The organism is Candidatus Palauibacter sp., assembly GCF_965208055.1.
Taxonomy (GTDB): domain Bacteria; phylum Gemmatimonadota; class Gemmatimonadetes; order Palauibacterales; family Palauibacteraceae; genus Palauibacter.
The window spans coordinates 1,803,212-1,824,381 of record NZ_CBDBNY010000004.1; the positions used below are offsets into that span (position 1 = coordinate 1,803,212).

The 21,170-nt window shown below is 68.6% G+C and carries 12 protein-coding genes and 1 pseudogene; 6 read left to right on the forward strand and 7 right to left on the reverse strand.

What is annotated here, in order from left to right; genetic code table 11:
• The first annotated feature begins 110 nt into the window (after positions 1 to 110).
• On the forward strand, positions 111 to 2,189 hold the full coding sequence (locus ACOGXI_RS08015; RefSeq protein WP_419938345.1) for an Ig-like domain-containing protein: 2,079 nt from the start codon (positions 111 to 113) through the stop codon (positions 2,187 to 2,189).
• Here the strand turns inward: ACOGXI_RS08015 and ACOGXI_RS08020 are convergent.
• The 7 genes and pseudogenes from ACOGXI_RS08020 to uvrA all read right to left on the reverse strand — a co-directional run bounded on the left by ACOGXI_RS08020 (position 2,149) and on the right by uvrA (position 16,853).
• Positions 2,149 to 2,547: a hypothetical protein gene (locus ACOGXI_RS08020; protein ID WP_419938346.1), complete on the reverse strand. Its 399-nt coding sequence runs from the start codon at positions 2,545 to 2,547 to the stop codon at positions 2,149 to 2,151. The genes ACOGXI_RS08015 and ACOGXI_RS08020 overlap by 41 nt on opposite strands.
• Before the next feature lie 206 nt (positions 2,548 to 2,753).
• Entirely contained in the window at positions 2,754 to 5,090 is a 2,337-nt protein-coding gene (locus tag ACOGXI_RS08025; RefSeq protein ID WP_419938347.1) for an Ig-like domain-containing protein, read from the reverse strand.
• 3 nt (positions 5,091 to 5,093) lie between these two features.
• On the reverse strand, positions 5,094 to 7,067 hold the full coding sequence (locus ACOGXI_RS08030; RefSeq protein WP_419938348.1) for an Ig-like domain-containing protein: 1,974 nt from the start codon (positions 7,065 to 7,067) through the stop codon (positions 5,094 to 5,096).
• A gap of 112 nt (positions 7,068 to 7,179) precedes the next feature.
• Entirely contained in the window at positions 7,180 to 9,333 is a 2,154-nt protein-coding gene (locus ACOGXI_RS08035) for an Ig-like domain-containing protein (RefSeq protein WP_419938349.1), read from the reverse strand.
• 269 nt (positions 9,334 to 9,602) lie between these two features.
• Entirely contained in the window at positions 9,603 to 12,875 is a 3,273-nt protein-coding gene (locus tag ACOGXI_RS08040; RefSeq protein WP_419940248.1) for a hypothetical protein, read from the reverse strand.
• Positions 12,876 to 13,085: 210 nt separating this feature from the next.
• Positions 13,086 to 13,478: pseudogene (locus tag ACOGXI_RS08045) on the reverse strand (Ig-like domain-containing protein); the annotation flags it as partial.
• A gap of 411 nt (positions 13,479 to 13,889) precedes the next feature.
• Entirely contained in the window at positions 13,890 to 16,853 is a 2,964-nt protein-coding gene (gene uvrA, locus ACOGXI_RS08050) for an excinuclease ABC subunit UvrA (protein ID WP_419938350.1), read from the reverse strand.
• Positions 16,854 to 17,057: 204 nt separating this feature from the next.
• Between uvrA and ACOGXI_RS08055 the strand changes: the two genes are divergently transcribed.
• The 5 genes from ACOGXI_RS08055 (at position 17,058) to ACOGXI_RS08075 (ending at position 21,121) form a co-directional block, all read left to right on the forward strand.
• Positions 17,058 to 17,393 carry a hypothetical protein gene (locus ACOGXI_RS08055; RefSeq protein WP_419938351.1) on the forward strand — a complete coding sequence of 112 codons (336 nt, stop codon included), beginning with the start codon at positions 17,058 to 17,060 and terminating at the stop codon, positions 17,391 to 17,393.
• A 69-nt stretch (positions 17,394 to 17,462) separates the two neighbouring features.
• Complete coding sequence (locus ACOGXI_RS08060) at positions 17,463 to 17,894, forward strand: hypothetical protein (RefSeq protein WP_419938352.1); 432 nt, start codon at positions 17,463 to 17,465, stop codon at positions 17,892 to 17,894.
• A 167-nt stretch (positions 17,895 to 18,061) separates the two neighbouring features.
• Complete coding sequence (locus ACOGXI_RS08065; RefSeq protein ID WP_419938353.1) at positions 18,062 to 19,201, forward strand: AAA family ATPase; 1,140 nt, start codon at positions 18,062 to 18,064, stop codon at positions 19,199 to 19,201.
• Positions 19,198 to 19,827 (forward strand): DUF4276 family protein, encoded by a 630-nt coding sequence (locus ACOGXI_RS08070; RefSeq protein WP_419938354.1) that lies wholly within the window; start codon positions 19,198 to 19,200, stop codon positions 19,825 to 19,827. The genes ACOGXI_RS08065 and ACOGXI_RS08070 overlap by 4 nt, the downstream gene beginning before the upstream one ends.
• A 136-nt stretch (positions 19,828 to 19,963) precedes the next feature.
• A complete protein-coding gene (locus tag ACOGXI_RS08075; protein WP_419938355.1) occupies positions 19,964 to 21,121 on the forward strand; it encodes an AAA family ATPase in 1,158 nt (385 codons plus the stop codon).
• Positions 21,122 to 21,170 lie beyond the last annotated feature (49 nt).

Consider the following 21,170-nt stretch of genomic DNA (forward strand, 5'->3'; position numbering starts at 1 on the left):
CTGAGAAATCCGGGCTCGCGGTCTCTGACGAGAGGCCTCACGGAAGCAGGCTCCGGCGAAGGCTGCGGGGGCCCGCTTCTTTTCTTTGTGGGGAGGTGCAGGTGAGAGCGATGATGTCGAGACGCGGCTGGGTGCGAAGCGCCCTTCCGCTCATTCTGATCGGAGTTGCGGTTCTTGGCGCAGCCTGTGGCGGGGGCGACGCGGTCGACCCGGCGGGGCCCGCGCCTCCTCCTCCGCCTCCTCCGCCCGCGAACCGGGCGCCGGTGGCGGGCGAGGCGATTCCGGATCGGACGGTCGTCGAGGGACAGACCGTGACGATCGACGTCTCGGCATCATTCTCGGATCCGGACGGCGACGCGCTGACGTATGTGGCCACGACATCCAACCCCGCGGTCGCGACCATCGGCCTGTCGGGAACCGAACTGTCCGTCACGGGCGGTGCGCGGGGCGCGGCCGCCGTGACGGTCAGGGTCTCCGACCCGGGCGGGCTCTCGGCTACGCAGAGCTTCGCCGTCGAGGTGGCGGAACCGGTGCCTACGACGGTGACGGTCGCGCCGGACACCGCGACGCTCACCGCGATCGATCAGACGACCCCGCTGTTTGCCGGCGTGCGCGACCAGATCGGCCGCCCGATGACCGATGCGACCGTGGCCTGGTCGAGCGGCGACACTGCCGTCGCGACGGTCGATACGACCGGCCTCGTGACGGCGGTGGCCAACGGGAGCGCGACCATCGCCGCGCACTCCGGCGAGGTATCGGGAAGCGCGTCGATCGAGGTGTCACAGACGCCCGCGACGGTGGAGATCGCACCGGCGACCCGCACCCTCGCCGCCGGCGACACCGTGCGGCTGGTCGCGACGGCCACCGACGGCAACGGACATGTGGTCGAAGCCGCCGCTTTCGGCTGGACCTCGAGCGATACGGCCGTCGCTTCCGTGGACAGCCTGGGCCTCGTAACGGGCGTGGCCGAGGGCACGGCGACCATCACGGCGGCGGGCGGCGATGCGGCCGCCGGGGTGGAAGGCACGGCGGAGATCACCGTCCTTCCGCCGCCTCCCGCCAACCGGGCGCCGGTGGCGGGCGAAGCGATTCCGGATCGGACGGTCGTCGAGGGCCAGACCGTGACGATCGACCTCTCGGCATCGTTCTCGGACCCGGACGGCGACGCGCTGACACATGCGGCCACGACATCCAACGCCGAAGTCGCCACCGTCGCGCTGTTGGGAACCGAGTTATCGGTAACGGGCGTTGCGCGGGGCGCAGCGGCGGTGACGGTCACGGCCTCCGACCCGGGCGGGCTCTCGGCCTCACAGAGCTTTGCCGTCGAGGTGGCGGCCGCGGCGCCTGCGACGGTGACGGTCACGCCGGCGACCCACACCCTCGCCGCGGGCGGCACCGTGCGGCTGGTCGCGATGGCCACCGACGGCAACGGACATGTGGTCGAAGCCGCCGCCTTCGGCTGGACCTCGAGCGATACGGCCGTCGCTTCCGTGGACAGCCTGGGCCTCGTAACGGGAGTGGCCGAGGGCACGGCGACCATCACGGCGGCGGGCCGCGATGCGGCCGCCGGGGTGGAAGGCACGGCGGAGATCACCGTCCTTCCGCCGCCTCCCGCCAACCGGGCGCCGGTGGCGGGCGAAGCGATTCCGGACCGGACGGTCGTCGAGGGCCAGACGGTGACGATCGACCTCTCGGCATCGTTCTCGGATCCGGACGGCGACGCGCTGACGTATGTGGCCACGACATCCAACCCCGCGGTCGCGACCGTCGGCCTGTCGGGAACCGAACTGACCGTCACGGGCGGTGCGGCGGGCGCGGCCACCGTGACGGTCAGGGTCTCCGACCCGGGCGGGCTCTCGGCGGCACAGAGCTTCGCCGTCGAGGTGGCGGAACCGGCGCCTACGACGGTGACGGTCACGCCGGACACGGCGACGCTCACCGCGCTCGGTCAGACGGTCCGGCTGTCCGCCGACGTACGCGACCAGATCGGCCGCCCGATGACCGATGCGACCGTGGCCTGGTCGAGCGGCGATACCGCCGTCGCTTCCGTGGACAGCCTGGGCCTCGTAACGGGAGTGGCCGAGGGCACGGCGACCATCACGGCGGCGGGCGGCGATGCGGCCGGCGGGGTGGAAGGCACGGCGGAGATCACCGTCCCTCAGCCTCCTCCGGCGCCCGTTCGCGGATGAGGTCGGCGAGTTCGCCTATTTCTTCGCGCAGACCGCCGATCTCTTCCCGCATCTCCGCCCGCAGACCGCCGATCTCTTCCCGCATTTCCGTCCGCAGACCGCGCACCTCGGATTCGAGGCCGGTCACCCGCTGGTCGAGGCCGGTCACCCGCGCGTCCAGACCGCCAACGCTTGCGACAAGCTGCATCTGCGTCTCGCCGAGCACCGCGGTCTGATTCCACACGAGAGTGAACGCCGCCGTCACGACGGTGAGCGCGAGCGTCAGGGAGAGTCCCAGGCTCCAGCGCGTGATCGTGATGCGGTCCCGGGCCCCCGACCGCCGAGCGCCCGCGCGGGACCGGCGGTCCTCGACAGGCACCGAACCGGCATCCGCTCCGGATTCGAGAGTTTGCGCTTTCGGCTCGGGCATGGACGTTCCCTCGGTTGATGACCTCAAGCTAGCGATTCGAGCTACCGTCCCAAAATCGCCAACGAGATCAACGGATCATCAACCGGGAACGGTGGAGGGCGGAGGGGCGCCCCTCGAGAATGTCCCTGTCGTCCAGGCTCGCGGCGGAGTCGAAGTCATCGCGGAATCACGCGGACGATGCGGCCATCGGGGTCGGCGACGACGATCGGACCTCTCCGGATGTCGTCCCCGTAGGGGATGCGCCGCTCCGGGTCGATCCGCCGGGCCGCGTCGGCGCCGGGAAGCCGGTAGGGATCGGCCGCCGCCGAGTCGACGAGATATCCGAGGTCGGCCAGGGACTGGACCGTGATCGCGCTCAGGGGCTCGGGACCGGAAGTCAGGTATCCGGTCATGAGTTCCGTGACGAGCACGGCTTCCCGCCAGTGGCCGTTCCTGGTGCCCGGTCCGCCCGTGTTCTCGACCGGCACCTTGGCGCCGGCGTAGTCGGCGCCGCCGGCTTCGTCGAACGCCTCGATGGCCCGCCGGCCCGTGAAGTGGGTGTCGGGCGCCTCGTCTCCGGAGGCGGGGTTGCGCAGCAGGTCCAGGTCTTCCCAGAGGATTCCGATGCCGAGCACATGCCCCATTTCATGGAGGATCGTGTTCTCCATGTGGCCGTCCCGCTCGAGGCGGTCGAGGTCGGCCTCGTCCAACACCATGCGGCCGTAGAAGGGCAACCGCGACGAACTTCGAATCCAGCAGGGGCCCGCGAAGGCCAGCGTCCCGCCGCGGCCATCGATCTCGCCCACGGCCGCCACGATCACCAAGTCGTCGATCGCGACGACGTACCGCTGAAACTTCGGATCACCACCGCTGCAGCCCAGAGTCGCGTTCAGCGCAGCGTCGGGGAGGTCGGTCGGCGCCAGCACCGCCTCCCAGCGCCGCGCCGCGCGGACGAAGGCCGCCTCCTGGGTCGGGGTCACGGGGGAGGCGAACACGAGTTCGATCTGGAACCCCGGCCTGGAGGTCAAGACGGTCGCGCGAAACGTCGCAGCGGCGCTCAACCCGTCCGGGTCGCGCGCGGTCACCGTGACGACCGCGGCGCCGTCCGCAACCCCGCTGACCGCCACGCTGTTGCCCGACACCGAGACGGCGGCGACTCCGGGATCCGAGGAAACCGCCGCGTAGGAGAGCGCATCCCCGTCCGGATCCTCGAAGTGGAGCGAGGCGTCCACCGTGACGGTCTCGCCGACGGGCGCGATCACGCCGGGAATCCCGGTCACCGCCTCGGGAGCGCGGTTCGGCACCGTCACGGTGAAGGTCTGCTGCGCGGCCAGGCCCCGCGGGTCGCGCACCGTCACCGTGACGACCGCGGCGCCGGCCGCAACCCCGCTCACCGCCACGCTGTTGCCCGACACCGAGACGGCGGCGACTCCGGGGTCCGAGGAAGCCGCCGCGTAGGAAAGCGCATCCCCGTCCGGATCCTCGAAGTGGAGCGAGGCGTCCACCGTGACGGTCTCGCCGACGGGCGCGATCACGCCGGGAATCCCGGTCACCGCCTCGGGAGCGCGGTTCGGCACCGTCACCGCGAACGTCTGCTGCGCGGCCAAGCCCCGCGGGTCGCGCGCCGTCACCGTGACGACCGCAACGCCCCTGGCGATCGCGGCGACCGCCAAGGCGCTGCCGGAAACCGAGGCCCCGGCGACCCCCGCGTTCGATGACGACGCCGCGTAGGCGAGGGCGTCCCCGTCCGGATCGCTGAAGTAGGAGGCGAGATCCACGGTCGCGGTCTCGCCCGCCGGCACGGTCCGCGCGGGGATCTCCCCCACCGCCTCCGGGCCGCGGTTCGGCACCGTCACCTGGACCGTCTGCTCCGCCGCATCGCCATCCGGGTCGCTCGCGCGGATGGTCACCGCGGCGACGCCCGTGCCCACGGCCCGGATCGTGACGGTGGCGGCCGCGACCGTGGCGGCCGCGACCTCCGCATCCGAAGACATCGCCTCGTACGTCAGCGCGTCGCCGTCCGGATCGCTGAAGTAGGCCGAGGCGTCCACGGAGACCGCCTGTCCCGCGAACACGGTCTGGACCGGGATCGCTTCCGCGGCTTCCGGCCCCCGGTTCGGCACGGTCACCCGGAAGCGCTGCTGCGCGAGGAGTCCGTCCGGATCGCGCGCCGTCACGGTGACCGTCACGACGCCGCGCGCGTGTGCGGCGACGACGACCGAAGCGCCCGACACGGAGGCGCCCGCAGCCGCGTCGTTCGACGAAGTCGCCGTGTAGGAGAGGGCGTCCCCGTCCGGGTCCCGGAAGTATGACGACACATCCACGGACACCCTCTCGCCGGCGGCCATCGTCCGGTCGGGGATCGCCCCGACCGCCACGGGCCCGCGGTTGGGCGCGGGAGGCGGACCCGTGACGTCCTCGGCCGCGTCTCCGCAGGCGGCGGCCCACACGATGGCGGCCACCGCCGCTACGCGCACCCGTTTCGGCAGGCTCCCGGCCCGCGGCGACGGCATGGTCTAGCGGTCATCCCGGTTTCGGCGCGTCCCGGTCAGGATGCCCGGCCGGGCGCGCTTCGCGTCGGAAATCTCCGCGGCCGCCGGCAGGAGGTCGAAACCGCTCGCGGCGCCCGTCCGACGGGACATGTCCGCACTGCTTTCCGTGCCGGTGACCTCGACCCAATCGAATTGAAGCACATCGCCGCTGCTTCCGAATCCCGCCAACCAGATGGTGGTCACCGCCGCCAAGGCTGTACGGATCCTCGGGTTCGGCGTGATTCTCCAGAGCTCGGTGTCTCCCGCCATCAGGAAGAGCTGGTTGCCGTCCAATCCGACCGCGACGTCCGTGAACTCGCCCGGCGCGTCGCGAACAGCATCCGAGGTGCCGCTCTCATTCGTGACGAGAATCCATTTCGACGTACCCGACGCATTGTCGTCCCAAAATACGAACCTGTAATTGAGCTCCCTGTCACCCAGCGGGCCGAGCACTATGCCGAAGGCCTGGTAGCGGTCGTCCTCCGTGAACCAGTACAGCCCCACCGCTCCGGCGTCGGCGGCCCGGCCCATGCTGGCGCGGATCGTCCACTCCGTGAGCACGGGGTCGACCGCGCGGTCCGCGATCGCGCCCGGAGTATCCGCTGTCTTGGTGAGGCGCAGCACCCCGTCAACGACGGCGGCTTCGGCGTACAGGAAGTCCCAGTCGTCCAGGCTGGCCGATGAGTCGAAGTCATCCCGGAATCCGGGGCCGGCCGACTCCTCGACGGTCACCTCCGCGCTTTGCGACGCCGACAGGCCGCCGGGATCGGTCGCCGTCACCGTGACCGTCGCCGTGCCCGCCGCCACGGCCGCCACCGTCAGGCTGCTTCCCGACATGCTCGCGGTGGCCACAGCGGCGTCCGTCGATGCCGCCGCGTACGTCAGCTCGTCGCCATCCGGATCGCTGAAGAACGCCGCGACGTCCACCGTCGCCGTCTCGCCCGCCGTCGCCGTCTGCGCTGGAATCGTCCCCACGGCCTCCGGCGCCCGGTTGGCCGCCTCGACCGTCACCTCCGCGCTTTGCGACGCCGACAGGCCGCCGGGGTCGGTCGCCGTCACCGTGACCGTCGCCGTGCCCGCCGCCACGGCCGCCACCGTCAGGCTGCTTCCCGACATGCTCGCGGTGGCGACAGCGGCGTTCGTCGATGCCGCCGCGTACGTCAGTTCGTCGCCATCCGGATCGCTGAAGAAGGAGGCGACGTCCACCGTCGCCGTCTCGCCCACCATCGCCGTCTGCGCGGGAATCGTCCCCACCGTCTCCGGTGCCCGGTTCGCCGGCGACACGGTCACCTCGGCGCTCTGCGTCGCGGTCAGCCCGTCCGGATCGGCCGCCGTCACCGTGACCGTCGCCGTGCCCACCGCCACGGCCGTCACCGTCAGGCTGCTTCCCGACACGCTCGCGGCGATCACGGCGGCGTCCGTCGATTCCGCCGCGTACGTCAGTTCGTCGCCATCCGGATCGCTGAAGAACGCCGCGACGTCCACCGTCGCCGTCTCGCCCACGGTCGCCATCTGCGCGGGAATCGTCCCCACCGCCTCCGGCGCCCGGTTCGCCGCCTCGACCGTGACGCCCGCGCTCTGCGTCGCGGTCAACCCGTCCGGGTCGGTCGCCGTCACCGTGACCGTCGCCGTCCCGGCCGCCACGGCCGTCACCGTCAGACTGCTGCCGGATATCGAGACGGAGACGACGCCCTCGTCCGACGAGGCGGCGGCGTACGTCAGGGCCCCGCCATCCGGATCGCTGAAGAACGGAGTCACGTCCACGGCCACGGACTGTCCCGCGGTCATGACCTGGGCCGGTATCGAGCCGACCGCCACCGGGGCCACCGGCGCGGGTGGCGGCGGCGGTGGCGGAGGCGGATCCGTCGTCCCGTCTCCGCCGCAGGAGACAACCCCGAAGAGCGCCGCGAGGCTGACGACCGCCAGGGTCCTTCGATAACGATCCGTGATTCCGTTCATTCAGTCTGCCCCCTCCGCTGCTCGTCCCGGCCGATCCGATGGGCCAATTGGGAAACGCAAGCACTGTTCAAAAACGGTTACCCGACTTCGCCTGCGTCGGCCACAACTGCAACTAGCGCGGCCTTCGGTCGAGCCTGTCCGCACCGCCGGGAATCCGGACTCGATTCGCGGCGGGGGAACCGGCGACCGCCTTCACCTGATCGAACCCGGGCGGAGCGCCGGCGTCGCCGGCCGTCGCGGCAACCTCCTCACCTGAGACCTCCACCCAGTCGAATAGCGCAGTCGCACCGGCGGCGCCCCGGTTCACGAGCCAGATGGCCACGATGCGGTCCAGAAAATCGCCCACGCGAATACCGCGCAGCGGCGCGTCCGGGCTGACCCTTAAGAGCGTAGTACTGAAATCGCCCCCGCCCACCTCGAACACGAAGGAGCCGAACGGATCGTGTCCCAGTCGGATCCGATCATACGAATTCGGAGCCGCCCCGATGCTCCGCGAATGTCCGGACAGCTCCTCTATCACGGTCCATCCGTTCTGCGCGCCATCGAACACGGCGAACTCGTAGTTCATCGTACTAGACGCGGGCAGTAGCAGCCGGATGGCGTGGAACCGGTGGTGACCGGTAAACCAGATCACTCCAGGGGTTGCCTCGCCCGTGACACGACTGATCACCGCGGTAAGTTCCCACCCCCGCAGACTGGGCGGCGACGAGCGTTCCGCGCTCCCGGTGCCCGTGACACTGTTCGTCAGATGCAACGCGCTGTCGGCAACCGTCGCCTCGGCCTCCTCGATGCGCCATCCCTGGAGGCTGGTGGAGGTTTCGAAGTCGTCGCGAAAGCCGCCCGCCCGCCCGCGGACGGTGACCTCGATGGTCTGCGTTCCGGTCAGGCCGCCCAGGTCCGTCGCCGTCACCGTCACCGTCGCCGCGCCTCCGGCCACGCCGATGATGGTCAAGTTGCTGCGGGACAGCCGGACCGACACCACGCCGGCGTTCGATGTCGTCGCGGCATATCTGAGCACATCGCCGTCCGGGTCGCTGAAGTACCGAGACACATCGAGACTCCAGGCCCGCCCCCCGTCGAGGTTCTGCGCCGGAATCGAGCCGGCCGGTGCGGGCGGGCGGTTGGTTGTCTGCACCGTCACGGCCACGCGCTGCGTCGCGCTCAGGCCGCCCGGGTCCGTCGCCGTCACCGTCACCGTCGCCGTGCCGTTTGCCACCCCGGTGAGCGTCAGCGTGCTGCCGGAGACCCCGGCAGACACGACGCCGGCGTTCGATGTCGTCGCCGCATATGCGAGCGCGTCGCCGTCCGGATCGCTGAAGTACCGAGCCACGTCGAGGCTCGCGGTTTGCCCGCGATCGATGCTCTGGGAGGGAATCGAGCCGGACGGCGCCGGGGCGCGGTTGGGCGTCTGCACCGTCGCGGCCACGCGCTGCGTCGCGCTCAGGCCGCCCGGGTCCGTCGCCGTCACCGTCACCGTCGCCGTGCCGTTTGCCACCCCGGTGAGCGTCAGCGTGCTGCCGGAGACCCCGGCAGACACGACGCCGGCGTTCGATGTCGTCGCCGCATATGCGAGCGCGTCGCCGTCCGGATCCCTGAAGTACGAGGCCGCGTCGAGCGTCACGGTCCGCCCTACGTCGATGCTCCGGGCGGGAATCGAGCCGGACGGCGCCGGGGCGCGGTTGGGCGTCTGCACCGTCGCGGCCACGCGCTGCGTCGCGCTCAGGCCGCCCGGGTCCGTCGCCGTCACCGTCACCGTCGCCGTGCCGTCAGCCACCCCGACCATGGTCAGGCGGCTGCCGGACATCGACACGGAGACCACGGCGGGAACCGCGGTGGCCGCAGTATAGGTGAGCTCGTCGCCGTCCGGATCGCTGAAGTACGAGGCCACGTCGAGCGTGACGGTCCGCCCCACGTCGATGCTCCGGGCGGGAATCGAGCCGGACGGCGCCGGGGCGCGGTTGGGCGTCCGTACCGTCACGTCCACGCTCTGCGTCGCGCTCAGACCGTCCGGGTCGGTCGCCGTCACCACCACCGTCGCCGTGCCGTCCGCCACCCCGACCATGGTCAGACTGCTGCCGGATATCGACACGGAGACCACGCCGGGGGAGAACGTGGCCGCCCCGTAACTCAGCGGCCCTCCGTCGGGATCGCTGAAATAGGCAGCCACGTCGATCACCGCCGACTCGCCCACGGTCACGATTTGAGCCGGAATCGAACCGACCTGCGTCGGCGGGACGGCCGGTGGAGGCGGGGGCGGGGGGGGCATGGTCGGTTCCGCACCGCATGAAGCGACACTCACCAGAAGCGCGGAGAGGAACGACATGGATACGGCGCGTTCTCGGGGCTGAAGCCGAGCGAGGCGAGGGTTGGTCACGAACATGATCATCCTTCGGAAGGTTCGGGTGAGATCGAGTCCAGCCAGGAGTTCAATCCCCCCAAAAAGAAGCGGGCCCCCGCAGACTTCGCGGGGGCCCGCTTCCATGAGGCCTCTCGTCAGAGACCGTTAGGGTTTACGAACCGTCGTTGTCGATCAGGTCACGAACCGTCCTGGTTGGTGATCTTCACTTTCGCACCACCAACTGTGTACACCACCGTTGGCGTAACGCCGGACTTCTCGGTCGCCGAAGCGCCGGTGATATCGATGGTGATATCGCTATCATGGTTGTCCGCAGGTGTCAGCGTGACGGTTCCGGTAACTGAGGTCGCCGTACCATCCAGATTCAGCGTGACCTCATTCGAACTGAACGTCCACATGGCAGGAGTCTCGGTATCCGCCGGCAGCGTGACCGTAATCTGAACGATGTCACCGAGCGCCTCATCCACTGATGCTGTGACGGTCAACTCGGTGGCTCCTGCGTCCTCCGCCACCTCTGTCATATCCACCGACAGCTGGATGTCCGGATCGTCGTCCAAGATCATGATTCCGACGGGATTGGTGTACGCCGCACCCACTGTGGGGTCGCTGTTTGCTCCCGTCAGCCGGATCGACTCGCCCTGCTCGGGCGTAAGGGCGTCGTCGATCGCATCCACTTCGACTGTGTCGGCCACCGCCACCATACCCGAAGCAATCGTCAGACTCAACGCAGTGATCGCGGCGAAATCGTCATTACCATCATCAGTATCCTCCCCTGCGCCGACGAAGTTCACCGTCACAGGTGTGCCACCGGCGGGCGCCTTCATGCCGGCCGTCACGGTAACGATCACATCCACGGGGTCGTCATCCTCGCGCACCGACGCCCGATTCACCGAGATCTCGAAGTCGTCGTCCATAACGCGCACGCCAACCGTCGTGTCGTCGAAGTCCTTCGCCTTGTGGGTCAGGCTCCTCAACTCGGACGCGATGTTCAGATCGTGCGTGGTGGTGACGCTCACCGAGACCGTATCCGTCGCCGACGTGAACTGGAGATCGCCATCGTTGAGCTCGGCCACCGTCCAGGCTCTCGGCGCGTCAACCGTCAGGTCGAGCGGGTACGTCGCGCCCGTCGGCGCGTCCTTCAGCGTTACGTGGTAGACCGTCGCAGCCCCCTCGGTCGCGCTCAACGAATCCGCTGCGGTCGCCGTCGACGGATCTGTGTCGTCTGTTCTCGTATTGAACTCGAACGTCGGACCCGGTGGCGGTGCCGGCGGACCTGCAGGCCAGTTCACGCTGAACGTCGCGATGGCATCTTCGTACTTGTTCGCCCCGACGCGGTCATCCGCGTCGCGCGCGTCGTCCTCGGCGCTCAGGAAGAAGCAGTAGGACGTATCGCCGGCGTCGTCGCCCTTCTTGAGCGTGAACACCTCGGAGAACTCGATCGTGTTGCTCTCGTTGTCGAGTCGCCGGACGGGACCGCTTACCTGCGACGCCCCCAACGGATCAGCGGCGGTGCAGTCGGTACCTTTATGGATGCTCAGGAACGCGCGCCGGATCTCGGTCGCGTCGCTCAGCGTTCCCGCTACGGTCACGCTCACCGACGCCGCAGTGACCTCGCTGGCGAAGCTTGAGGGCACCGCAGATAGCGAGAGAACCGGCTTTGTCTGGTCACGCGTGAACGTGAAGGACGTGGACGAGCCGTTGCCGGCTTTGTCCGGCGTCCAGGCGAACACCGTGTGACTCGATTCACGCGCAAAGCGGTGAGTCGCCGACGAAGGCGTGATATCGACCTCGACCGAGCCGTTGGCGGCGACGGTCGCTGAACCGACCCAGTAGGTCGAACTGGAGCTGGGGCTCGAGCCGCCGGCCCACGCGGTAACGCTGCCGGACAGCCCACTGCCGTCTTCGCCGGTGGCGAGCCGCGGATCTTCGACCTCGAAGAACAGCGAGTTGTCCGACAGCACCAGCGCTTCGGAGGGCCGCTCGCGGCTGATGACGGGTCCCGTATGGTCCACACCGAAGTTCGTGGCCGTACGGATCCTTACGCGGCTGAGGCTGGTGGCATTCCCCAGCCGGTCCGCCAGAGACTGAAGCTCGGCCACGTAGGTGTCGGCGCCGCCGCCATCCGCTATGCCATCTACGGTGGCATCTTCCTCAGGCAGCTGATTGACGAGCGTGACGTTGTCGAACAGGGCAGTGAACTCCGTGTCCGGGCGAGTGTCGCTATTCCTGCCCGCAGAGTAGTCGCCCACGGCGATGGCCGAGGTCGTGCCGTACACGTGTCCGACACCGCTTTCGGTCATTTCCGTGATCCGGAAGCGGCGCAGGGCGTTGCTCGGCCCGGCGCGATAGAACGTGGCCGTCGTGGGCACCCAGCTGGAATGTGTGGGATTGTTCGAGGTGGCGATCACGACCTGCGAACTCGCGGTTATCGCCGGAGCCTTGAAGTCGAAGTGAAGCGGCCCGAGCTTCGCATACTCGTCGCCCACACGGAACTTCGCGGTGACGTCGAGGCCGTTGGGGTCGAGGATCTGTCCATCATTGACGATCCACGTCTCGCTCGCGTCGTCCCCGCTCGGGATGTTCTCCACGCGGAGGTTGGGGTTCCACCATTGCGTACCGGCCGACCACGTGAACGGCGCTTCCTTGCTCGGAGAGTCCGAACCGAATCGGCTCTCCCTGAAGCTCAGGGAGGTGGCGCCCTCCACGGGCGTCGGCGTCGGCCTGCTGGTGTCGGTGTGCCTGGTGGACAGCGTCATCTTTCCAACCACGGTGCCGTCGTACGCGACGGGGCACGCGTGGAACATGTTGACGTTGCCCTCGGCGTTCGGACCGCCGTAGAAGGTGAGGCCGTTCGTGTGGGCGCCGAGCTCGAACTCACTGCCCGGAACATGCGCGATCTGCACGAAACCGTGGTTGTCGAGCGAGATCATCTGAGAGGCGACGACTTCGCGCCTGGCGTCGTCATCGGTGGTGACGAAAGCACCCAGAGCATAATCGCCGTTGGCGTACTTGGGATCGAGCTGCATGCCCGCGCACTCGCCCACGACAGCGTTGGTCTTGAGGGCGCACTCGATCTCGACCTGCCCGGCGGCGGCGAGTCCGGGGCCCGGAATCGCGTCGGCGGAGCTGCCGCCAGTGCCGCGGCACAGGGGCGTGACCGTCTCGCCGTTCAGCGTGAGACCGACATCCGTCCACGTCTCGTCGTTCGACTGCACATCGAGGACCGCGTAGATCGTGCCCGAGATGCTCGTCAGATCGACGATCTGCTGCCGATCCGCGTCCAGCACCCTCGTGATCACGACCGTGGCCTCCTTCGGACCCGCGGGAACGTCGATGCGGAAGCCCTGCGACACCGAAGCGGATCCGTCGCTCGCCGTAACCGTGATCACGGCGTCGCCCGCCGCGATCGCGCTGATCGTCGCCGTCGAGCCCTCCATCGCGACGGTCGCCACGGCCTCGTTCGAGCTGGCGCCCGCATAGCTCAGTTCGTCGCCGTCCGGGTCGCTGAAGTAGCCCGCGACGTCGATCGTCGACGTGCCGCCGATCTGGAGCCTCGAGCCCGGAATCGTGCCGACCGCTACCGGCGCCTGGTTCGTGGCTCCCGCCTGGACCGTGACGTTGAAGCCCTGGTTGGCCTGGAGGCCATCCGGGTCGGCCGCTGTGAGAGTGACAACGGCACTTCCTGCGGCTACGCCCGTCACCGTCGCGGTCGAGCCCTCAACACTCACCGTGACGACGCTCCCGTTGGACGAAGTACCGCTGTACGTCAGCTCGTCGCCGTCCGGGTCGCTGAAGTAGCCGGCCGCGGGAACGGCGGCCGTGCCACCGACGTCAACGCTGTGCGCCGGAATCGTGCCAACTGCCACGGGCGCCCGGTTCGCCGGAGGTGGCGGCGGGGGCGGGGGTGGCGGCGGCGGCGGAATGACCGGCGGCGGTGGAATGGTGATGGGCGGAATGTCCGGGAACGGCGGCGTGACGACCTCTACGGTGTCTCCGCAACCGCCGATGGCCAGGACCGCCCCGACCGTCAACAGCCTCTTGGTACCCTTCTTCATTCACTCCTCCTCAGGGATGAAGTCCTTCGGGTGTATGGCTAACTCGATCCATCAACATACCACCGTTAACGAACGATGCACCACACCCCAGCCCGTGAAATCGGGCTGAACATACCGACGCTCCCGAAGAGGGTCAAGAGCGCCGGAAGCCACTAAAACGCTGTGTTTTCGTCGATCAAACAAGTCCGTGAACCGTCTCCGGCAAGAGCGTTGTTTCTGCGGTGATCCCGGGGGATCACGCCGTCACTTCGGGTCACGTTTTTCCGGGGGGATTCGAGGCAGGCCCCACCACACTCTCCACACCCAATCCCCCGCGTACCTTGGAGTATGACATCGATTTCCGCCTGCCGTCAAGTTTTGCGCCAAGTGTTGCTGCGCCGTACCGCGCGCTGATACGGGCCCCTACACCGCTCATAGGGCCAGGGTTCCGCTCGATTTTCGGCTGGATTCCGGACTCGACTTCCGGCTCGGTTCCGGCGGGAACTCCGGCAGGAGCGAGGCGAGGTGCCGACCGGTGTGGCTCGCGGCGGTCGCGGCGATGAGTTCCGGGGGACCCGCCGCGACGACGAGCCCGCCTCCCGCGCCGCCTTCCGGACCCATGTCGATGACCCAGTCCGCCGTCTTCACGACGTCCATGTGGTGCTCGATGACGATGATCGTGTTGCCGCGGTCGGCGAGCCGGTGGAGGACGCGGAGGAGGAGGCGCACGTCCTCGAAGTGCAGGCCGGTGGTGGGCTCGTCGAGGATGTAGATGGTGCGGCCGGTGCTCGTCTTCGCGAGTTCGGTGGCGAGCTTCACGCGCTGCGCCTCGCCGCCGGAGAGGGTGGTGGCGGGCTGGCCCAGGGTCACGTAGCCGAGGCCGACGTCGGAGAGGGTGCCCAGGCGGCGCTTCACGGACGGCACGGCGTCGAAGAACTCGAGCGCCTCGTCCACGCTCATGGCGAGCACGTCGGCGATGCTCCGCCCGCGGTACAGGACCTCGAGCGTCTCGCGGTTGTAGCGGCGCCCCCGGCAGATGTCGCAGGGGACGTACACGTCGGGCAGAAAATGCATCTCGATCTTCACGAGGCCGTCGCCGCGGCAGGGTTCGCAGCGCCCGCCCTTCACGTTGAAGCTGAACCGCCCCGCCGCGTAGCCGCGCATGTTCGACTCGGGCAGGCGGGCGAAGAGTTCGCGGATGGGGGTGAAGAGGCCGGTGTAGGTGGCCGGGTTCGAGCGCGGCGTGCGGCCGATGGGGCTCTGGTCGACATCGATGACCTTGTCGAAGAGTTCAAGGCCCTCGATCGCGTCGTGCGCGCCGGGGACGAGCTTCGAGCGGTAGATCTCGCGCGCGAGGCGGCGGTAGAGGATCTGCTCGACGAGGGTGGACTTGCCGGAGCCGGACACGCCGGTGACGCAGATGAAGGTCCCGAGCGGAAACTCGACGTCGATCGCCCGCAGGTTGTGCTCGCGGGCGCCCCGCACGACGAGGTGGCCCTGCTCGGGGGGGCGGCGGCGCTCCGGGACGGAGATCTCGCGCTCGCCCCGGAGGTAGGCGGCGGTGAGCGAGCGTTCGTCCGCCAGGAGCCGGTCGATGTCGCCGGAGACGATGACTTCCCCGCCCTCGCGCCCGGCCCCCGGCCCCATGTCGACGATGTGGTCGGCGCGGCGGATCGTGAGTTCGTCGTGCTCGACCACGAGGACGGTGTTCCCGAGGTCGCGCAGGGCGCCGAGCGTCTGCAGCAGCTTGCGGTTGTCGCGCGGGTGGAGGCCGATGCTGGGTTCGTCGAGCACGTAGAGGACGCCGACGAGGCGGCTTCCGATCTGGGTGGCGAGGCGGATGCGCTGGGCCTCGCCGCCGGAGAGGGTGCCGGCGGAACGGGCCGGGGTGAGGTAGCCGAGCCCGACGTGGTCGAGGAATTCGAGGCGCTCGACGACCTCCTTGAGGATGGGGACGCGGATCTCGGCCGTCTGGCCGGCGGCGGCGCGGGCGCGCTCGAGCCAGCCGCCGAGGAGCGGGCGGAGTTCGGCCACGGACTGCGCGGTGAGTTCGGGGAGGGAGAGCCCTTCCAGGGTGACGGCCCGGCTCTCCGGGCGCAGCCGCCCGCCCTCGCAGGCGAGACAGGTGGAGAGCGTCATGTACTCCTCGAGCGCGAGGCGCACGCGCTCGCTCGTCGTGTCGTGGTAGCGGCGCAGGGTGGCGGCGACCGCCCCTTCCCAGCCCACGTCGGTGTCGCCGTAGAGGATCGCCTCCTGCCGGTCCGCGTCGAGGTCGCCCCAGGGGGTGTTGAGGTCGAAGTCCAACTTGCGGGCGAGCCGCACGAGGGCGTGGCGGCGGCCGCCCGAACCCGGCGTCCCCAGGGGAAGGAGGACGCCCTCGAGGATGGAGATCCGGTCTCCGCCCACGATGAGGTCCGCGTTGGGGACGCGCTGGGAGCCGAGCCCGTCGCACTCCGGACAGGCGCCGAAGGGAGAGTTGAAGGAGAACTGCCGCGGCTCGAGTTCCGGCATGCCGAGCCCGCAGCCCGGACAGGCGTACCGCTCGCTGAACAGGTGCTGCGTCTCTTCGCCCCCGTCGTCGCCCCCGTCGTCGCCCCCATCGTCGCCCCCGTGGTCGCCCCCGTGCAGGGCGACCTCGACGACGCCGTCGGCCATGCGGAGGGCGGTCGCCACGGAGTCCGACAGCCGCTCGCGGTCGGAGGCGCGCACCGTGAGCCGGTCCACGACGACGGAGATGTCATGGTTCCGGCGCCGGTTCAACAGGGGCGGGTCGGAGAGGTCGATCAGTTCTCCATCCACGCGCGCGCGCACGAAGCCCTCGCTCAGCGTGCGCTCGAACAGGTCGCGGAACTCCCCCTTCCGTCCCCTTACGAGCGGCGCGCGGACCTCGATGCGGGCGCCGGCGGGCCAGCCGAGGATCTGCTGGGCGATCTCCGAGGGCGACTGCGGACGCACGGGGCGGCCGCACGAGGGACAGTGGGGGGTGCCGGCGCGGGCCCACAGGAGGCGGAGGTAGTCGTAGATCTCGGTGACGGTGCCGACGGTGGAGCGCGGGTTGCCGCCCGCCGTCCGCTGCTCGATCGCGATGGCGGGCGAGAGTCCCTCGATGACGTCGACGTCGGGCTTCTCCATGACACCGAGGAACTGCCGGGCGTAGGCGGAGAGCGATTCGACGTAGCGGCGCTGCCCCTCCGCGTAGATGGTGTCGAAGGCGAGCGAGGACTTGCCGGAGCCGGAGAGCCCCGTGACGACGATGAGCCGGTCGCGCGGCAACTCGACGTCGACGTCGCGGAGGTTGTGCTCCCGCGCCCCCCGCACGATGAGGGCGTTCGGCGCGCCCCCGTTCTCCCTCGTTTCCCCGGCCTGACTCCCGGCCTGACCCCTGGCTTGATCCATAGCCGGGGATCGTAGGCGCGCCCGGCGCTCCCGCGCCAGCTTCGGAGTGCGGCGGCGGCGGGCCGGGCCCGGCTCCGCCAGGCCGGGCCACGCGTTCGAGGGCCGGGCACACTACGTTGCGCGGTGGGATCCCCGGCGCGACGGAGACCCCGCCGAGGGGGCCGCGAAACGGGGCGAACGGTATCCGGGGACGGAGGGAGAGAGTTGACCACTACCGATGTACGCGAAGAGGCGGGCGCCGCGACGACCGCGGAGGCGATGGAGTCGAGGTTCGACGCGATCGACCGCAAGCTCGTCGACATCGACCTTAATCTGGAGCGGCGGTCCGCCGGCCTGCGCAACGACCTGGTGACCGTTCGGCTGCGCATCGTCGAACTGCGCGAGCAGGTGCAGGAGCGGCTGCTCCAGCTCGACAGGCGGTTGTACCGGTTGACCCGGGACGTCGCCGCACTCCAGCCGCGCGCGCCCGCGGGCGAACCCGCACCGGCCGGCCCACCCGGCGCGGGCCATGGCGAACGGCGGGATGCGGCGCCGGGTTGATGACCCGTTGATGGCGCCGGGCATGGTTATGGCGTCACGCAATTCCGGGTACGACGGGGAGGGACGTTGTTGATCCGCAGACTCACACGCAACGGTCGCGACGAGGCGCTGGTCGCCGCGGTCGTGCGGGCACTCGAACCACGCTTCGAGGCCATCGACGACCGCTTCGAGGCCATCGACCGCCGCTTCGAGGCCATCGACCTCCGCTTCGAGGCCATCGACCTCCGCTTCGGGGCGATGGACAACCGCTTCGGCGCGATGGACGCGAAGTGGGAGCGCCGGTTCGCCGACCTCCGCAACGAGATATCCGGATTTCGGGAGCGCTCCGTCGGCGTCAGCGAGCACGTCGCCCGTCTGCACGAGCACGTCGACGCGCGGCTGAACGGGTTCGACGCGCGGCTGAACCAAATGGGCGATGAGATCACCGAGAAGTTCTCCGAACAGTTCGCCGCCCTCTCCGCGACCGTGGTTCACGGGTTCGGCGGGCCGAAACCTCCCTGACGCCGGGCGGCGACGCGTCCGCGCCGGTTGGCGATACCGGCGCCTCCGCCCTCCCCTCGCTTGCACCGTCAAGGCGGCTCGCGCGAGCTTGGTGCGGCCTCAAGGCAAGATGTGGCGTAGACCAGAGACGCCCGGCGGCGAAGAACACGTAGAGGGACCCCTCGACCATGACCGACCACGCCCATATCGAGCGTATCCATATCCAGGGCTTCCGCTCGCTGGCCGATGTCGAACTCTCGCCGGGAGCGGGCGCGAACGTCCTGATCGGCGCGAACGGCTCGGGGAAATCCAACTTCGTGAAGTTCTTCGATATGCTGAGTTGGATGCTGAAATCGCGGCGGCTGGCCGAGTTCGTCGGCTTGGAGGGCGGCGCGGACGATCAGTTGCACGGCGGGAACGACACGACGCCGCGTCTGGACGCCGAAATCGAGATACGCACGGGCACCGGGCGGAACGACTACCGGTTCAAGCTCGCCTTCGCCCATCCCGACCGGTTGCTCTTCATCGACGAGGCGTTTCGCTACAGCCGCGACGATCTTGAGGGCAACGCGCCCTGGAACTCTCTGGGCAGCGGACACCGAGAGGCCTTGATCGTCGATGCGGGGCAACTAAACGGCGAGGGGCCGGCGCCGGAGATCCGGCCGCAAACCGCGCGCACGGTGACTCATCTGCTGAGGGACTGTACCGCATATCAGTTCCACAACACCGGCGCGACATCGAAGTTCAAGAAGAACTGCGACGCCGACGATCACGCATACATGCGAGCCGACGGGGGCAACCTGGCGGCCATACTCTACCGGCTGGAACAGGAGCATCTGCGCCGGTACGACGTTATCTGCCGTCACATTCGGCGCGTACTGCCCGGGTTCGACCGCTTCGAGATCGAGGAGCAGTACGGGAAAGTGGCCCTGCGCTGGCGATCCAGGCATTCGGACAAGACCTACGGCGCGCACCTCACTTCGGACGGCTCGCTGCGTTTCTTCGCTCTCGCGACGCTGCTGAACCTTCCGGCGGAAATGCTGCCGGGCGTGCTGCTGCTCGACGAACCGGAACTCGGCCTGCATCCCAAGGCGGTGGCACTCGTGGGCGACATGATCCTTGCGCTGGCGGAGAGTCGGCAGGTCATCGTCGCGACGCAGTCGCCCCTCCTCGTCGATGCGTTCGAACTCGATCAGGTTTTCGTACTCGAACTCGAGGACGGGCGGACGGTGACGCGCCCCCAAGACGCGAACCAACTGCGCGAGTGGCTTGAAGACTACACGCTGGGCGAACTCTGGCAGAAGAACCTGCTCGGCGGACGGCCGTGACGCGTTTGGCCATCTCCGTGGAGGGGCAGACGGAAGAGGACTTCGCCAAAGATTTGCTGGCGGCCCATCTCCAAAGCTGGGGCGTCGACGTGAAACCCATCTTGATTGGCCGAGCGCGAGGCAAGGGACAGGGTGGCGGTAATGTCTCGATAGGCCTGCTCGCGAAAGAGCTGCAGGCACTGCGGCCTAATTTCGATGCCGTAACCTCCCTGGTCGACTTCTATGGGTTCAGAGGCAAGGGAGCCATGTTGCCGGACGACCTCCTCCAGGCGATCCGGGAGAGCATCGGACGATACGACGAGAGATTCGTGTTTCCTTACGTCCAGATGCATGAGTTCGAGGGACTGCTTTTCTCGAACGTAAACGCATTCGAGCGCGTGTTTCTCGATCCTCCGATCGCGGATCTGAGGTCGATCCGCTCCGCATTCGACACGCCGGAGGACATCAACGACAGTTCCGCGACGGCGCCGAGTAAGCGCATCAAGAAGCTGATTCCGAGCTACCGGAAGCGATTGGACGGTCCTCTGCTGGCGGTTGAAATCGGGCTGGATGGGATACGGAGCCAATGCCCGAGATTCGACGCCTGGCTGCGGCGCCTCGAATCCCTCGGTGAGCCTGCGACCTGAGCCCTTGCCTTCATCTCCCGACCCTGGTCAGCGACGGCGCTGCGGCCGGACCGGAAAGGGGCCTGTCCGAATTGTCGCTGTATGTGCCCAACGGTAGCTTTTTCGCCCTGCCGGCCCCCGCGTCGCTGGAAACCTCATGACCCACGAAACACCAAAGAACGGCCTTCATCTCCCGACCTTGGCCATCGCCGGGTTTCGGGGTATCCAAGAGCTTGCGATCGGCCGGCTCGGCCGGGTCACGCTGCTTACGGGAAACAACGGCGTGGGGAAGACGACCGTCCTCGAGGCCGTCCGAGTGTTCGCGGCGCGCGGCCGCCAGTCGACGCTGTCGAGCCTGCTACGCGACCGGGACGAGTACGCCGCCGAGGCCGATGACGACGATGACAAGATCCGGGCGCTCGACTTCGCCGCGCTTTTTTTCGGACGGAGCCCGTCACGAAAGCGGATCTCGATCGGTCCCGTCGCCATCGCTCACCAACTCACGATCGAGGAAGTTGCCCTGACGGAAGAGCAACTCTCCCTGGTCGAAGGGCTGATACCGGAGCTTCCTTCCGATGGCACCATCCGGTCGCTGCTGTCTCGCTTCGAGGGCACGAAGCAGATTCTCCCGTTTTTTTCGATGGACGCGGGATCAAGTGCTGACGGACGGTACACAAGGGCTCAGGCTCATGCGGCCCGAGTCCTGGGACGCGCCATGGGAGCCGAAAAGAGTCCTCCCGAGATCCGGTGCCGGTCCTTGGGCCCAGGCGTGCTGGAAGACGACAAGATCGCGAAATGGTGGAACGACGTTGCGCTAACCCCCGACGAGGACAAGGTCGTCGATGCTTTGAGGCTGGTCGTGAACGGGGTGGAGCGCGCAGCTGTGGTCACGGGACACACCGGCCACCGACGACGACGCAATCGGGTGATCGTACGGTTCAAGGGCGATCCCGCTCCCGTTCCGCTGAAGAGTCTGGGGGACGGAGCCGTGCGCTTGTTTGGCGTGGCGTTGGCCCTGGCAAACAGCCGCCACGGATTCCTCGTCATCGACGAAGCCGAGAACGGCATCCATCACTCCCTCCAAGAGCGTTTCTGGCGCATGGTTCTGCAGACTGCGGAAGCGAACAACGTGCAGGTCCTGGCGACGACGCACAGTCGTGATTGTACGAAGGGATTCGCCCGGGCGGCGGCCGGATATGAACCCATCGACGGTGCTCTTGCCCGGATCAACCGACAGAACGGGGAGGTGTGGGCGGTCGAGTACCCGGAGAAGGACATGTTGATTGCGGCGGAGCAGGGTATCGAGGTTCGATGAGCAACGATCCCAATTCTCCTCCAAGGCAGGCGACCTGAAGACCGATGGC

What these genes read in the sequence shown, in the direction of transcription:
- ACOGXI_RS08015 (WP_419938345.1), top strand. Translation starts at nt 111, where the DNA reads ATGATGTCGAGACGCGGCTGGGTGCGAAGCGCCCTTCCGCTCATTCTG.
- ACOGXI_RS08025 (WP_419938347.1), bottom strand. Translation starts at nt 5,090, where the DNA reads ATGCCGTCGCCGCGGGCCGGGAGCCTGCCGAAACGGGTGCGCGTAGCG.
- ACOGXI_RS08030 (WP_419938348.1), bottom strand. Translation starts at nt 7,067, where the DNA reads ATGAACGGAATCACGGATCGTTATCGAAGGACCCTGGCGGTCGTCAGC.
- ACOGXI_RS08035 (WP_419938349.1), bottom strand. Translation starts at nt 9,333, where the DNA reads ATGCCCCCCCCGCCCCCGCCTCCACCGGCCGTCCCGCCGACGCAGGTC.
- uvrA (WP_419938350.1), bottom strand. Translation starts at nt 16,853, where the DNA reads ATGGATCAAGCCAGGGGTCAGGCCGGGAGTCAGGCCGGGGAAACGAGG.
- ACOGXI_RS08065 (WP_419938353.1), top strand. Translation starts at nt 18,062, where the DNA reads ATGACCGACCACGCCCATATCGAGCGTATCCATATCCAGGGCTTCCGC.
- ACOGXI_RS08075 (WP_419938355.1), top strand. Translation starts at nt 19,964, where the DNA reads ATGACCCACGAAACACCAAAGAACGGCCTTCATCTCCCGACCTTGGCC.